This window comes from Pseudomonas sp. R19M, assembly GCF_050312585.1.
GTDB classification, from domain to species: domain Bacteria; phylum Pseudomonadota; class Gammaproteobacteria; order Pseudomonadales; family Pseudomonadaceae; genus Aquipseudomonas; species Aquipseudomonas palleroniana.
This window is the reverse complement of the sequence record NZ_JBNPJV010000076.1, coordinates 45,542-59,915: the sequence shown is the minus strand read 5'-3', so window position 1 is coordinate 59,915 and position 14,374 is coordinate 45,542. Positions and strand designations below refer to the sequence as shown.

Annotated in this window: 16 protein-coding genes; 8 read left to right on the top strand and 8 right to left on the bottom strand. The window is 61.3% G+C overall.

All coding sequences use genetic code 11. The features are described 5' to 3' along the window. The first annotated feature begins 14 nt into the window (after positions 1-14). From atuD to ACQRBT_RS16455, 5 genes are all read left to right on the top strand, one after another. Positions 15-1,172, top strand: coding sequence for a citronellyl-CoA dehydrogenase (atuD, locus tag ACQRBT_RS16475; protein ID WP_412047541.1), 1,158 nt, complete (start codon positions 15-17; stop codon positions 1,170-1,172). Continuing rightward, a complete protein-coding gene (locus ACQRBT_RS16470; RefSeq protein WP_412047540.1) occupies positions 1,169-1,930 on the top strand; it encodes an enoyl-CoA hydratase/isomerase family protein in 762 nt (253 codons plus the stop codon). Before atuD ends, ACQRBT_RS16470 begins: the two co-directional genes overlap by 4 nt. Further along, positions 1,927-3,816, top strand: coding sequence for an acetyl-CoA carboxylase biotin carboxylase subunit (locus ACQRBT_RS16465; RefSeq protein WP_412047539.1), 1,890 nt, complete (start codon positions 1,927-1,929; stop codon positions 3,814-3,816). The genes ACQRBT_RS16470 and ACQRBT_RS16465 overlap by 4 nt, the downstream gene beginning before the upstream one ends. A 97-nt stretch (positions 3,817-3,913) precedes the next feature. Beyond that, on the top strand, positions 3,914-4,456 hold the full coding sequence (locus tag ACQRBT_RS16460; protein ID WP_060756003.1) for an exonuclease domain-containing protein: 543 nt from the start codon (positions 3,914-3,916) through the stop codon (positions 4,454-4,456). 64 nt (positions 4,457-4,520) lie between these two features. Continuing rightward, positions 4,521-4,805 carry a pyrimidine/purine nucleoside phosphorylase gene (locus ACQRBT_RS16455; protein WP_060756004.1) on the top strand — a complete coding sequence of 95 codons (285 nt, stop codon included), beginning with the start codon at positions 4,521-4,523 and terminating at the stop codon, positions 4,803-4,805. 48 nt (positions 4,806-4,853) lie between these two features. Here the strand turns inward: ACQRBT_RS16455 and ACQRBT_RS16450 are convergent, their stop codons facing one another. Beyond that, positions 4,854-5,660 (bottom strand): MOSC domain-containing protein, encoded by an 807-nt coding sequence (locus tag ACQRBT_RS16450; RefSeq protein WP_244385364.1) that lies wholly within the window; start codon positions 5,658-5,660, stop codon positions 4,854-4,856. A gap of 195 nt (positions 5,661-5,855) precedes the next feature. Continuing rightward, positions 5,856-6,782, bottom strand: a complete 927-nt coding sequence (locus tag ACQRBT_RS16445; protein ID WP_060756006.1) for a chemotaxis protein CheV — start codon at positions 6,780-6,782, stop codon at positions 5,856-5,858. Between the two features lie 554 nt (positions 6,783-7,336). Here ACQRBT_RS16445 and ACQRBT_RS16440 point away from each other — a divergent pair. The 3 genes from ACQRBT_RS16440 to ACQRBT_RS16430 all read left to right on the top strand — a co-directional run bounded on the left by ACQRBT_RS16440 (position 7,337) and on the right by ACQRBT_RS16430 (position 9,691). Next, on the top strand, positions 7,337-7,786 hold the full coding sequence (locus tag ACQRBT_RS16440; protein WP_178126874.1) for a hypothetical protein: 450 nt from the start codon (positions 7,337-7,339) through the stop codon (positions 7,784-7,786). 355 nt (positions 7,787-8,141) lie between these two features. Then, positions 8,142-9,035 carry a sensor histidine kinase gene (locus ACQRBT_RS16435; protein ID WP_060756007.1) on the top strand — a complete coding sequence of 298 codons (894 nt, stop codon included), beginning with the start codon at positions 8,142-8,144 and terminating at the stop codon, positions 9,033-9,035. Further along, complete coding sequence (locus tag ACQRBT_RS16430; RefSeq protein ID WP_244699900.1) at positions 9,032-9,691, top strand: response regulator transcription factor; 660 nt, start codon at positions 9,032-9,034, stop codon at positions 9,689-9,691. The genes ACQRBT_RS16435 and ACQRBT_RS16430 overlap by 4 nt, the downstream gene beginning before the upstream one ends. Here ACQRBT_RS16430 and yegS read toward each other — a convergent pair. The 6 genes from yegS to motD all read right to left on the bottom strand — a co-directional run bounded on the left by yegS (position 9,650) and on the right by motD (position 14,258). Continuing rightward, entirely contained in the window at positions 9,650-10,570 is a 921-nt protein-coding gene (gene yegS / locus ACQRBT_RS16425; protein ID WP_090369542.1) for a lipid kinase YegS, read from the bottom strand. The genes ACQRBT_RS16430 and yegS overlap by 42 nt on opposite strands. A gap of 200 nt (positions 10,571-10,770) precedes the next feature. Beyond that, positions 10,771-11,163 (bottom strand): DUF2802 domain-containing protein, encoded by a 393-nt coding sequence (locus ACQRBT_RS16420; protein ID WP_060756010.1) that lies wholly within the window; start codon positions 11,161-11,163, stop codon positions 10,771-10,773. Further along, entirely contained in the window at positions 11,164-11,646 is a 483-nt protein-coding gene (locus ACQRBT_RS16415) for a chemotaxis protein CheW (RefSeq protein WP_060756011.1), read from the bottom strand. A gap of 79 nt (positions 11,647-11,725) precedes the next feature. After that, positions 11,726-12,532: a CheW domain-containing protein gene (locus ACQRBT_RS16410; protein WP_412047538.1), complete on the bottom strand. Its 807-nt coding sequence runs from the start codon at positions 12,530-12,532 to the stop codon at positions 11,726-11,728. Then, on the bottom strand, positions 12,532-13,320 hold the full coding sequence (locus ACQRBT_RS16405) for a ParA family protein (protein ID WP_060756013.1): 789 nt from the start codon (positions 13,318-13,320) through the stop codon (positions 12,532-12,534). The genes ACQRBT_RS16410 and ACQRBT_RS16405 overlap by 1 nt, the downstream gene beginning before the upstream one ends. Before the next feature lie 50 nt (positions 13,321-13,370). Beyond that, positions 13,371-14,258, bottom strand: coding sequence for a flagellar motor protein MotD (motD, locus tag ACQRBT_RS16400; RefSeq protein WP_060756014.1), 888 nt, complete (start codon positions 14,256-14,258; stop codon positions 13,371-13,373). Positions 14,259-14,374: the final 116 nt, after the last annotated feature.

Below are 14,374 nucleotides of genomic sequence, written 5' to 3'. Positions count from 1 at the left end.
GGAGAACAACAACAATGATCTTCACCCAGGAACACCAGGAACTGCGCCGCACCGTCCGTGCCTTTGTCGACCGCGAGATCAACCCGCATGTGGATGAATGGGAAAAAGCCGGGCGTTTTCCCATCCACCACATCTTTCGCAAAGCCGGCGAGCTGGGCCTGCTGGGCATTTCCAAGCCTGAGGCATTCGGCGGCATGGGCCTGGACTACAGCTATTCGATTGTCGCCGCCGAGGAATTCGGCACCATTCGTTGCGGCGGTATTCCCATGTCCATTGGCGTGCAAACCGATATGTGCACCCCGGCCCTCGCCCGCTTCGGCTCCGATGAATTGCGCGACGAGTTCCTCCGACCAGCCATCAGCGGCGAACAAGTGGGCTGTATCGGCGTTTCGGAAACCGGCGCCGGCTCCGACGTAGCCGGGTTGAAAACCCATGCACGCAAGGACGGTGGCGACTACGTGATCAACGGCAGCAAAATGTGGATCACCAACTCCCCCAGCGCCGACTTTATCTGCCTGCTGGCCAACACCTCCGACGACAAACCGCACATCAACAAGTCGCTGATCATGGTGCCGATGAACACGCCCGGCATCCGTGTCAGCCCGCCCCTGGAAAAACTCGGCATGCACAGTTCCGAGACCGCGCAGGTGTTCTTCGATGACGTGCGCGTGCCCCAGCGTAACCGTATCGGCCACGAAGGCGCGGGCTTCATGATGCAGATGCTGCAATTCCAGGAAGAACGCCTGTTTGGCGCGGCCAATATGATCAAGGGCCTGGAGCACTGCATTGACAGCACGATCGACTACTGCAAGGAGCGCCAGACGTTCGGCAAGGCTTTGATCGACAACCAGGTGATCCACTTTCGCCTGGCTGAATTGGCCACCGAAATCGAATGCCTGCGCGCCCTGGTGTACCAGGCCACCGAGCAATACATCAAAGGCCAGGACGTCACGCGCCTGGCCTCCATGGCCAAGCTCAAGGCCGGGCGCCTGGGGCGCGAGGTCAGCGACAGTTGCCTGCAATACTGGGGCGGCATGGGCTACATGTGGGACAACCCGGTGGCCCGCGCCTACCGCGACGTGCGCCTGGTGTCGATCGGCGGCGGTGCCGATGAAATCATGCTGGGCATCCTCTGCAAACTGATGGGCACCTTGCCCGGTAAAAAGTCATGAACACCCTGTTGCTCGAAGCGCATCACGGCGTGCTGCATATCACCCTCAACCGCCCCGAATGCCGCAATGCGATGAGCCTGGAAATGGTCAATGAACTGCGCACGGTGCTGGCAGGGCTGGACAGCCAGATACGGGCGTTGGTGATCACAGGCGTCGGCGGGCATTTCTGTGCCGGCGCGGATGTGAAGGACATGCTCCACGCCGGCGATCAGTTACAGGCGTTGAATCGGGCGTTCGGCACGCTGTTGCAGCAAGTTGAAGCGCTGCCGCAAGTGGTAATCGTGGTGTTGCAAGGCGCGGTGCTGGGCGGCGGGTTTGGCTTGGCGTGTGTGAGTGATATTGCGATTGCCGATCATCAGGCGCAGTTCGGCTTGCCGGAGACCCGCCTGGGCCTGCTGCCGGCGCAGATAGCGCCGTTTGTGGTCAAGCGAATCGGGCTGACCCAGGCACGCCGATTGGCGCTGACGGCGGCGCGGTTTGATGGGATGCAAGCTGAGCGGTTGGGCGTGGTGCATTTTGTCGAGACGGATCCGCAGGCCCTGGCGCAGCGCCTGGATGAGGTGTTGGGCGAGGTGCTCAAGTGCGCACCCGGGGCGAATGGACGGACCAAGGCGCTGTTGCTGGCCAGCGTGGATGAGCCGCTCGAGAACGTATTGGATCGGGGGGCACAGTGGTTTGCCGAGGCCGTCAGGGGGGAGGAAGGGATCGAGGGGACACAGGCCTTTGTACAAAAGCGCCAGCCAGGGTGGTGCAAATGATGTCATTCAGCAAAATCCTGATCGCCAACCGCGGTGAGATCGCCTGCCGTATCCAGCGCACCGCCCAAGCCCTGGGCTACCGCACCGTGGCCGTCTACAGCGACGCCGATGCCGAGGCGCTGCACGTCCTGATGGCCGACGAAGCCGTCAACATCGGCCCCGCTCCCGTACAACAGTCTTACCTGGACATCCCGGCCATTCTCGATGCCGCCAGGAAAACCGGCGCCGACGCCGTCCACCCCGGCTACGGCTTCCTCTCCGAAAACGCCCGATTCGCCAAAGCCTGCCTGGAGGCCGGCTTGACCTTCATCGGCCCCAGCGTCGAGGCCATCGAACTGATGGGCAGCAAACGCCTGTCCAAACTCGCCATGCTCGACGCCGGTGTGCCCTGTGTTGCGGGCTACCAAGGCGAGCAACAAGACAACGCCACGCTACAACAGCAAGCCAACCGCATTGGCTACCCGCTGATGATCAAAGCCAGCGCCGGCGGCGGCGGGCGCGGCATGCGCCTTGTGCAGGATGCCGACGCCCTGCTGGAGAATCTGCACACCGCCCGCTCCGAAGCCAAAAACGCGTTTGGCAGCGACGAACTGATCCTCGAACAAGCGTTGATCGAACCGCGCCACGTTGAGATCCAACTGTTCGGCGACCAACACGGCAACCTCATCTACCTGGGCGAGCGCGACTGCTCGATCCAACGCCGTCACCAGAAAGTCATCGAAGAAGCCCCCTGCCCCATCATGACGCCCGCGTTGCGCCAGGCCATGGGAGAAGCCGCCCTCAAGGCCGGGCGCGCGGTGAATTACGTGGGTGCGGGCACCGTGGAATTTTTGCTCGACCGCGACGGCCGGTTCTACTTCCTCGAAATGAACACCCGCCTGCAGGTGGAACACCCGGTCACTGAACTGATCACAGGCCTGGATCTAGTGGACTGGCAGTTGAAAATCGCCGCCGGCGACCCGCTGCCGCTGGAACAGGCCGATGTGCGCCTGAGCGGCCACGCCATGGAAGTGCGCCTGTATGCCGAAGACCCGGCCCAGGGCTTTGTGCCGCAAACCGGCGAGGTGCTGCGCTGGGAGCCGGCCGCCGGTGTGCGGACTGACCACGGCGTACTGCAAGGCCAGCGCATCAGCCCGTTCTATGACGCGATGCTCGGCAAGATCATCGCCCACGGCACTACCCGTGAAGAGGCCCGACGCAAGCTGCTGCGCGCAGTGCAAGACACCCTTCTGCTGGGCGTGACCACCAACCAACGGTTGCTGGCCGACCTGCTCAAGCATCCGGATTTTATCGCAGGCGATTTCAGTACCGGCTTTATCGCCGAGCACTTCAGCGAAGTCCCGCCTCAGGCCGCGACAAAAGAACAACTCGCGCTGGCCGTCGCGCTGTTTTATCAACACAGCGCCAGTGCGCATGCACCGGCTCTGGCGGGCTGGAGCAACAATCCCAGCGCCAGTGCGCCTTGGGCCTGCCGCCTGGAGGTCAACGGCGAAATCCACAACGTCAGTGCCGCCCCCCTGCAACTCAGCACCGATGGCGGGTATGCCACCCTGGAACTCGACGGCATTCGCCGACGTGTCGCCTACCACCTTGAGGGCACCCGGTTATGGCTGCCGGGTCTCAGCATTACCCACTGCACCCAGCCAGTCGCCGGCCGCCAGACGAGCGCCGGCAGCGGCACGGTCAAAGCGCCGATGGACGGTGCCATTGTCGACATCCGCGTGAGCGCCGGGCAAACCGTCACCAAAGGCCAACTGCTGCTGGTGCTCGAAGCGATGAAAATGGAGCATCCGCTCACCGCCGGCATCGATGGGGTCATCAAAGGCGTGCAGGTGATGACCGGCGATCAGGTGCGCAATCGCCAAGTGCTGCTGGAGATCGAATAGCGGCAGCCCTGGGCCTCGATGAAAAAACAGCGCGGAACTACAAGGTCACGCTACGCTCTATCCCCATCAGGAAACAAAGAGTACGGGAACCTGCGCGATGCCTCATTGGCTGATTATTGACCTTGAAGCCACAACGGATGAAGGCGGCTGGCCCGTGACGGAGATGGAAGTCATCGAGATCGGCGCCAGCCTGGTCAACCGCCAGGGCCGTGAACTGGATCATTTCCAGCGCTTTGTGCGGCCGCTGCGTCGCCCCTTGCTGACGCCCTTCTGCCGCCAACTGACCCATATCACCCAGGCCAATATCGATGCTGCCGCCCCGCTCAGCGAGGTGTGGCCACTGTTCGAGCGCTGGCTGGGCCAGCATCAGACACGCCTGGAAGGCTGGGCCAGCTGGGGCGACTACGATCGCGTGCAACTGGAACTGGAATGGCAGCGCAATGACCTGACCAGCGTCCTGGCGCAAACGACCCACGTCAATCTCAAGCAGCGCTTCGCCAAGGCCCGGCGCCTGGACAAGCCGCTGGGGCTCAATGGCGCCCTGCAATTGGCGGGGATGCAGTTCCATGGCCAGCAACATCGCGCGCTGGAAGATGCACGCAACACCGCGCGCCTGCTGCCGTTGATTTTGCCGGTCTAGGCAGCTCCTCCGGGCTTGGGCATACTGGCCGACCTTTCCAGACCCTTTTTCCGAGGATTCACCCATGTTTAAAGTCAATGAGTACTTCGACGGCACCGTCAAGTCGATCGCTTTCGGCACCGCAGAGGGTCCGGCGACTATCGGCGTGATGGCCCCGGGTGAATACGAGTTCGGCACCGCCCAGCGTGAAATCATGCACGTGGTGTCCGGCGCACTGACCGTCAAACTGCCGGAAGCCAGCGAGTGGGAAACCTTCGCCGCCGGCAGCCAGTTCAACGTACCGGCCAACAGCAAGTTCCAGCTGAAGGTCGCGGTGGACACCGCTTACCTGTGCGAATACCGCGGCTGAGTTTCAGCCCGACAAAAAAATGCCCGTCTCGCAGGAGACGGGCATTTTTTATTCCAGGATCGTGACCGGCATGCCGACTTCGAGATAGCCGATGCCATCGTTGACCAGGTTCTGGCCGAACATCGCGCCACTTTCCGTCTTGCGATAGCTATCGAGCGTGGCGAAAGGTTCGCGGTCGGCGCTACGCTCGCCGGTGGCGGGGTCGATCGTAGTGAGAATGCAGCGTGAACACGGTTTGACCACGCGCAACTCGATGTCGCCAATGCGCAGGCGCTTCCAGCCGTCTTCGGCAAAGGCTTCCCCCCCTTCGATCACCAGGTTGGGACGAAAACGCAGCATCTCCATCGGGCGGCCAACGTGCCGCGAAAGATCGTCCAGAGAGCCCTGGCCGATCAGCAACAGCGGGTAGCCGTCGGCAAACGCCACTTGATCGTCGTCGTTGCCGAACCCCGCCTCGGTGGTACGGGCGCGGGCCAGCGGCATCTGCACCAGCCGCGTGGGCTTGCCGATAAACTCACTGACCCAGGCGGCGGCCGCATCCCCGGCATCCGGCACGCGCAAGGTATCGCGCCAGATGGTCACGCCGCGCAACTCGGCGTCACTGCCGGGCAAGGCCACCTCAAGCGACGCAACGCCTGGGGTGCTGAGGGTCAAGCCACCGGCTGCGTTCCACAGCGCCGATAGCTGGCTCATCTTCGCCACCGCCCGTTGCGTCAGGAAACGCCCACTGGCCTCGTCCACCAGCATCCAGCGTCGGTCCCCTTCCAGCCCCAGTTTATCCAGGCCGATCCGCTGCAAGACCTCGGCCTTGCCGGACTTCAAAGGGTAACGGTACAACGCGCTGAGACGAAGCATGAGCCTGCTTTCCTGGAGGATAAAGCGCCACCCTATACGAGCAGGCCCCCAGAATCAAAACCCCCTTGTAGTGAGCGGGCTCGCCCCGCGCTGGGTGGCAAAGCCGCCCCAACAAAGACGCCGCAGTATTTCAGGATGAACGAGGTGCCTGGATTTGGGGCGGCTGCGCCCCCCAGCGCGGGGCAAGCCCGCTCACTACAGATCCAGCGTCAGGCGTTGGCGGACTACGTCCACCAGTTTGTCCGGCTGGAACTTGGACAGGAAGTTGTCGCAGCCGACCTTCTTGACCATCGACTCGTTGAAGCTGCCCGACAGCGAGGTGTGCAGCACCACATAGAGCCCGCGCAAGCGTGGATCGTTGCGGATCTCGGTGGTCAGGCGATAGCCGTCCATCTCAGGCATTTCGGCGTCGGTGAAGATCATCAGCAGTTTGTCGGTCATCACCTGGCCGCTGTCGGCCCAGGTCTTGAGCATATTCAGGGCCTTGAGGCCGTCGCTGGCGATGTGCATCTTCACGCCGAGCTGCCCGAGGGTGTCGCGCAGTTGCGCCAGGGCGACATTGGAGTCATCCACCAGCAGTACTTCGCGGCCACGGGCGCGTTCCAGCACCGGGTCTTCGAGTTTTTCCCGGGAGACCTTGGCGTTATACGGCACGATCTCGGCGAGGACTTTTTCCACGTCGATGATTTCCACCAACTGATCATCGACCTTGCTGATGGCGGTCAGGTAATGCTGACGCCCGGCGCTGGTCGGTGGTGGCAGGATGGCTTCCCAGTTCATGTTGACGATACGGTCCACGCCGCCTACCAGGAACGCCTGTACCGAGCGGTTGTACTCGGTGACGATAATGGTGCTGTCGGGCCCCGGCACCAGCGGGCGCATGCCGATGGCCTGGGACAAGTCGATCACCGGCAGGGTCTGGCCACGCAGGTTGACCACGCCACACACGAATGGATGGCGCTGGGGCATCAGGGTCAGCTTGGGCAGTTGCAGGACTTCCTGCACCTTGAACACATTGATCGCGAACAACTGCCGCCCGGCCAGGCGAAACATGAGAATCTCCAGGCGATTCTCACCCACCAGCTGCGTGCGTTGATCTACGGTGTCGAGAATGCCGGCCATTAAAAGCTCCTGATGTGCGCGTTGAATTCACGCTGAGAAATTGTGCAACTCAGTTAAGACTAGTTATCGGCGGCAATCGCCAGACCTTGACCCCAGTAAAATGCCACGTAAATCAGTTGATGTCACACTGACATCATGGTTTACTGAATTGCGCCTTCATCCGGCATTGCCGCAACGTCGCGCGACACCCGAATCGACTTAGGGTTCCATCGTATAAGGGATTCCCCTATACACAATCAGGTCCAACCTGATATTCGCGATATCTAATAGCCATTAATGTGACGCCATTCTCATTGCATGAATGGAGTCAGGCTTTTGTTTGCCACACCAAGCCCACATCCCACGGGTCTTCCAGGCACTCTGTCGGCGGCAACTAAAGTTGTGCAATCGCCCCGGACAGCGAGGGCCACGCGCGGCTTTTGTGGTCAATTCAATAACGTTCCTACTGCAATCTCAGAACCGACCTACAGATTCCAGTCATATTTCAGCAGTAGTTTTACGCCATTCACCCGGTGCGACATCTCATCACCCGACCTTATGTTGCGGAGACTTACATGATGAATAGCGCAAACGAATGGCAAACCACACTTCCCGAGTTCCTGCTGGAAGCCGAAATGCTGCTGGCCAAATCGGAAGAGTGCTTGAGCCACCTGCATTTGATTCGCAACGACAGCGATGCCATCGACTGCATGAAAGCCAGCCTCGCCAAGCTGGCGGAAAAAGCCGAAGGTCTGGCATTGCAGGCGATCAGTGAATTCTCCAGGCATCTGCAATGCCTGATTGCCAACGCCGTGAACCCCATGCAATTGCATGATCAGGCACTTGACGCCCTGCACGACTGCCTGACGCTGCTGGCCTGGCAACTGGAGTTGATCGACACGCGTACCGGCGAACTGGCGCTGGATGAAAGCGAACAAACAACGCTGATTGCGACGGTCACCTTGCAAATCCCACAAAAAGACTTCGGCAATAAGCCACAATCACGTTCGCACCACACGGTTTGAGCAATGACCAGGTCGTATTTAATCGGTTAGTTATCTAAAAACGACCTTGGGTTAGTCGGTCGAGGCGATCTTGCGCGGCCGATATATCAATTAGCCATGTCTGCAACCCGGTTCATTAATACAACTACTCACTCACTTTGAACTCTGGGATTACCACTCAGGGTATTGGCTTGGTTAATAAGCCAATCGAGCGAGGCGCCAGGCGACCGACGGTAATAGTGGTGGTACTATGCCCCGCTCGAAGTGACTCAACTTCATCATGTCCAAAAACGATTCGGCACCGTATTCCAAACAAAGGCCTGTCACCCCCCATGACCGGCTTTCCCGCAGCGAACCTTCATTGGCTCCATCCGCTATGTACGCCAGCCTCAAGTCACTCATCACAAGGTCCGTGTCCCGCAGCAATGCCCGCCGCCTGGTCCTCGCCTTGTGCCTGTGCTCGTTGCTGGTCAGCCTGTGGGCCTATAGCCACAACGCCCCCCTGCCGCTCTCGATCCTTCTGCTCAACCTCATCACCTTGATCGTGGTGGGCGTTCAGCAATGGCACTCGCGCAAATCCATCAAGTTCCAGCCCCAGGAACTGGCCGACCGCCTGCTGCAAGTCCAGGAAAACGAACGCCACCGGCTCAGCCGCGACCTGCACGATGACATCGGCCAATTGCTGACCGCCGCCAAACTGCAAAGCGAATGGCTCAAGCGCCGACTGCCGGACGACCTGCAAAGCCAATGCACGGTGCTATGCAATACCCTGAATGAGACCCTGGCCAAAGTGCGTGACGTATCGGCGATTCTCAACCCGCGCCAGTTGGCCAGCCTGGGCCTGGAAGCCAGCCTGCGCGCGCACCTGCTCAAGACCCTGGAAAACACCCCGATCCACTGGAGCCTGGAATGCCAGCAACGGTTGACCGGCATCCCCGAAGAAATGGCCGTGGCCGCCTTTCGCATCACTCAGGAAGCGGTGACCAACATGCTCCGCCACGCCCAGGCGCAGAACCTGCGGGTGCGCCTGCAGCGCCTGCCCGAAGGCTTGTCGCTGATGATCTGCGATGATGGCCGTGGCTTTTCACCCGCGCCCAACCCGGGCCTGATGGGCCAGCGGGGCATGGCCGGCATGGTCGAACGGATCGATCAACTGGGAGGCTCTTTGTCCGTCAACAGCCAACCCGGCCAGGGCACACGGATCGACGCACTTTTCCCCTGGGCGCCCCGCGCTCTCGAACGGGCCAGCGCCCCTAAGGCTCTTGAGTGACTTGCACACTACTCCTGGTGGATGACCACGCTCTGATCCGGGCCGGCGTGCGCGCGCTGATCCAGGATATCCCCGGCTACACCGTGATTGGCGAAGCCGACGATGGCGCGCAAGTGCTGGAGGCCTTCAGCACCTTGCAGCCGGACATCGTGCTGCTGGACCTGTCGATGAAACACACCGGTGGCCTGGATGCCTTGCAGCAGCTCAAGGCGGCCTATCCCAAGAGCAAGGTGCTGATCCTGTCGATGCACACCGACCCCGAGTTGATCATGCGCGCGCTGGAGTCCGGCGCCCACGGCTATCTGCTCAAGGACACCACGGCCAACGAGCTGGAACACGCCTTGCTGGCCCTGCGCAACAATGAGCGCTACCTGAGTCCCGCCATTGCCCACACCGTGATCAACCAGGCATTGATCCGCAGCCAGGGGCCGTCCTCTCCCGTCGCCCACAACCACACCCTCACGGCACGCCAGCTGGAGATCCTGCGCTTGATCGTGCGCGGCAAATCCACCCGGGAAATCGCCCAGGGGCTGGGCTTGAGCATCAAGACGGTGGAAGCCCATCGCTCGCAGATCATGAAGCGCCTGCAGATCTACGACGTCGCCGGCCTGGTGTTATTCGCCGTTCGCGAGCAGATCATCAGCCTGGACGACTAGGGGCGAGCCCAGCGGCAAGTGCACGCGCAAGGCCTTGGGCAACGCACTGAAGCGCAAATCGTCGCCCTGCAGCGGTTCGCCATCCAGGTTGATGTACAACCCTTCGGCCACCTTGATTTCGACCCAGGGCAAGCGTGCCCGCACAAACATATTGTCCAGGCCCCAGCCGTCACTCATCAGGGTCAGCAAAGTGCCGACCACTTCCTGGGGCGCCGGCAGAATGCTGATATCCAGCAAGCCATCATCGGCCAACGCGCCCGGGCACAACACATGCCCACCGCCCGCTTGGCGACCGTTGCCGATACCGAGCGCGAGCAGATCACCTTTCCAGTGAAAGCCGGGGCCTTCCAGCTCACCATAGGCCGCCTTCAATTCGCTGAATCGGGTCAGGCCGGTGAACAGGTAGGCGGCGCCGCCCAGGACCTTTTTCAGGTCTTCCGAGGTATTGGCGGTGACCTGGCTGCCGAAGCCGCCAGTGGCCATGTTGAGGAAGATTTGCCCGCCGGCCTGGCCGAGGTCGATTGCCCGAGGTGGCACGTCCAGCAGTGCCAATGCCTGTGCAGGTTCCAGCGGCACGCCGGCGGCGCGGGCAAAGTCGTTGGCGGTGCCCAGGGGCATCAGGACCAGGCTGGCGTCGGTCTTGGCCCGGGCCATGGCTTCGGCGACGTCACGCAGCGTACCGTCGCCGCCACCGGCGATGATGTGGGTGTAGCCGTCAGCCAGGGCTTCATTGACCAGGCGTTGGGCGTCGCCGCCTTCCCATGTGACCCGCACGGCCAACTCATCACCCTGCTCGCGCCGAGCCTGTACGGCCGCGCGCACGTCCTCGTTCAAGGCTTGTTTGCCGTGAAGGATCAATAGAGCTTTGGGGCTGGTCATGGGTGGGTGACTCCAGGGGTTGAGGGTTCCTGAAGGATGTGGACATTCGGTGAGGGGGAAAAAGTCATTGGGTGAGGGAAATTAATTCGTTGGGCCCGAACAACGACACTGTACGAGGGGGGCTGCCGATAAGGGTGGGCCAGTGGATGAATCGGGTGCCTGACCCACTGCAATCGGGAGCAAGCCCCCTCCCACAGGCTTCAGCTCTTGTGAAGCTTGCTCATCAACTGCGCCTCCGCCTGGGTCAACCCACACGACTGCGTCAGCTCATCCACCGTAGCGCCCATGCCGACCAACTTCGCCGCCTGGGCGAACGACAAGCTCGTCGGGTCACGCTGTTCAATCTGCGCCAGCTTGTCCGGCAATGGCCCGAGGATGGCGCGCAGTTCATGCACCTCATCCCCCACCTTCACCGTCGTTTGCTGGAAGTGATCAACACGCTTGACCAGATCGATGATGCGTCGGTCACGCAAGGCATCGCGCTCAGCCTGCTGCTGGGCCAATTCCCGTTGCTGGCGCAGGTAGCGCAGCAGGAAAGCCAAAGTCCCAGCCCACAACAGGGCCAGGACAATCACCGCCGCCTCGAAGAACAATCAGATGCTCTCCAGTTCCGACCATTCTTCTTCGCTCATCATCTTGTCCAGCTCAACCAGAATCAGCAGCTCGTTGTTCTTGTTGCATACGCCCTGGATAAACTTGGCGGATTCTTCATTGCCCACGTTCGGCGCGGTTTCCACTTCCGACTGGCGCAGGTAAACCACTTCCGCCACGCTGTCGACCATGATCCCGACCACTTGCTTGTCGGCTTCGATGATCACGATACGCGTGTTGTCGCTGACTTCGACCGTGTCCAGGCCAAAACGCTGGCGGGTGTCGATCACCGTCACCACGTTGCCGCGCAGGTTGATGATGCCCAGCACATAGCTTGGCGCCCCCGGAACCGGAGCGATCTCGGTGTAGCGCAGCACTTCCTGCACGCGCATCACGTTGATACCGTAGGTTTCGTTGTCCAGTTTGAAGGTAACCCATTGCAGGATTGGATCTTCCGAACCTTGTGCGGACGCTGATTTGTTCATGCTTAGAACCCCTTCAATGCCGGCTCAACCGGCGTGTGTGCTTCGCTAACCGCATTCGCATGCGGGCCTTATTGTTCAATCAACTGCGCGGGTGCGCAGGCATCGACTTGACGGCACCGCTGGCGATCAATTCGGCCAGTTCGGCGACGTCGAGCAATGCGCACATATGTTCGATCACGGTGCCTGCCAGCCAGGGTCGTTGGCCACGGTGGCTGCGCCATTTGATTTCGTTCGGGTCCAGGCGCAACGAGCGGCTGACTTGATGCACCGCCAACCCCCATTCGTAGCCCTGCACCGAGATCACGTATTGCAAGCCCTGGCGAAAATCGTCGCGGTAGCGATCGGGCATCACCCAACGGGCGGTATCCAGCACTTTGAGATTACCGGCCTGGCTGGGCAGGATGCCGAGGAACCAATCCGGTTGCCCGAACAACGGTGTCAGTTCCTGGCCTTCCAGAGAATAGATCGAACCCAGGCACACCAACGGCACCGCCAGGGTCAGCCCGGCGACATCGAATAACAGGCATTCGAAGGGCTCGGCGGCCCAGTATGGGCGGCCGTCACCGGTGTCCGGCGGCGGTGTGATGCTCGGTGGCAGGTGCACATCTGCAACGGGCTCAACCACGACCGGCTCGACCGGCGCCACAACCGGCACTGCCGCCACGACCGGCACCACCACAGGGGCGACCACGACATGGGCGTCACGCGCCTGCTCTTCCAGTACGGCCAGCTGGAATTCATCCAGCATAGTGTCTGCGGCGATGGCCGGTTCAAGTTCCAGCAACGGCTCCGGCAAGGGTTCCTCAGTCGCATCCTGCAGCAAGGCGTCCAGGTAGGACTCCAGTGCCAATTGCGGCCGGGTCTTGAGTTTGACAGGACGGTTCATCAAGCCACCTGCGCTACAAGCTGCTGGGCCAGCAGGTGCTTGAGCAACGCACGATAAGCCAGCACGCCACGGCTTTTGCCATCGAACTGCGAGGGCGTCAGGCCCGCACGGCTGGCGTCACGCAAGCGCGTGTCGACCGGGATGTAGCCATTCCAGATGGTGTCCGGGTAGGCATCGCGTAATACCCGCAAGGTGCCGAGGGACGCTTGGGTACGGCGGTCGAACAAGGTCGGCACAATGCAGAACGGCAGCGCCTGTTTACGCGAGCGGTTGATCATCGCCAGGGTACTGACCATGCGCTCCAGGCCTTTGACGGCCAAGTGCTCGGTCTGCACCGGGATCACCAGTTGCTGGCTGGCCGCCAAGGCGTTGACCATCAGCACGCCGAGCAACGGCGGGCTGTCGATAATGGCGTAGTCGAAGTCCTGCCACAGCTGCGCCAGGGTCTTGGCGATCACCAGGCCCAGCCCGCTCTGCCCCGGCGACTGGCGCTCAAGGGTCGCCAGCGCGGTACTGGAGGGCAGCAGGGAAATGCTTTCGTTACTGGTGGGCAGCAGCAATTGCCCCGGCAAGTCGCTGGGTACGCTGCCCTTGTGCAGGAACAGGTCGTAGCAACTGTGCTCCAGCGCATCCGGGTCGTAGCCGAAATAGCTGGTCATGGAGCCATGGGGGTCGAGGTCGACCACGACCACACGCTTGCCCGCTTCGGCCAGCAAGCCGGCTAAGGCGATGGAGGTGGTGGTCTTGCCGACTCCACCTTTTTGATTGGCAACTGCCCAGACTCTCATTCGGTTGGTTCCTCCCGGTGGGCAAAAGCGCGACCGAGACATTGCATCAGTTATTGAGCCAGTGACGGGGAATTGACGCTCCCCTGCCGAACCGGCGGCTTGACCACAGGCGGTGCAGTTTGTGTGCCAGCCCGCCTCAATGCCGCATCCGGTGTTGCATTAGCCGTTCCCGTACCCGTCAGGCTACGGCGTACATCGAGGTTGCGCGACACCACCAATACCACACGGCGGTTACGTGCGCGGCCTTCGGCGGTCGCATTATTGGCCACCGGCTGGAATTCACCATAGCCCACCGACGCCAGGCGCTCAGGGTTCACACCCTGCATCGCCAGCATGCGCACGATACTGGCGGCACGGGCGGATGAGAGCTCCCAGTTGGTCGGGTACTGCGCGGTGTTGATGGGGAAATTGTCGGTAAAGCCTTCGACATGGATCGGGTTTTCAAACGGTTTGAGAATCGCCGCCACCTTGTCGATGATGGTGAACGCCTGATCGCTGGGCATGGCATCGGCGCTAGCGAACAGCAGGCTGGAATTAAGCTCGATCTCCACCCACAGCTCATTGCCGCGCACGGTCATCTGGTTGGACTTGATCAGGTCACCGAACGCGGCGCTGATATCGTCGGCGATGCTTTTGAGCGGGTCGCTGGTGCCGCCGATACCGGCGGCGACTTCATCGCTGTCGTTGACCAGCGGCTTGGCCGGGGTCACGGTCTTGGGTCGTTCATCACCGATGGGAATCGGCTTGATCGAGCGATCGGTGTCGTTGAACACCCCGATCAGCGCCTGGGAAATGACCTTGTACTTGCCTTCGTTGATCGACGAGATGGAATACATCACCACGAAAAACGCGAACAGCAAGGTGATGAAGTCCGCGTAGGACACCAGCCAGCGCTCATGATTGACGTGTTCTTCAGGCTCGCGACGGCGACGGCTCACAGGCAGACACCTCTCTGACCAAGATTGACCGCTTCATTGCGATTGTGGCGAGCGAGCTTGCTCGCGCTGGGACGCGACGCGGCCCCAAAACCAGGCGACGCGCTCCATCTGAAGAA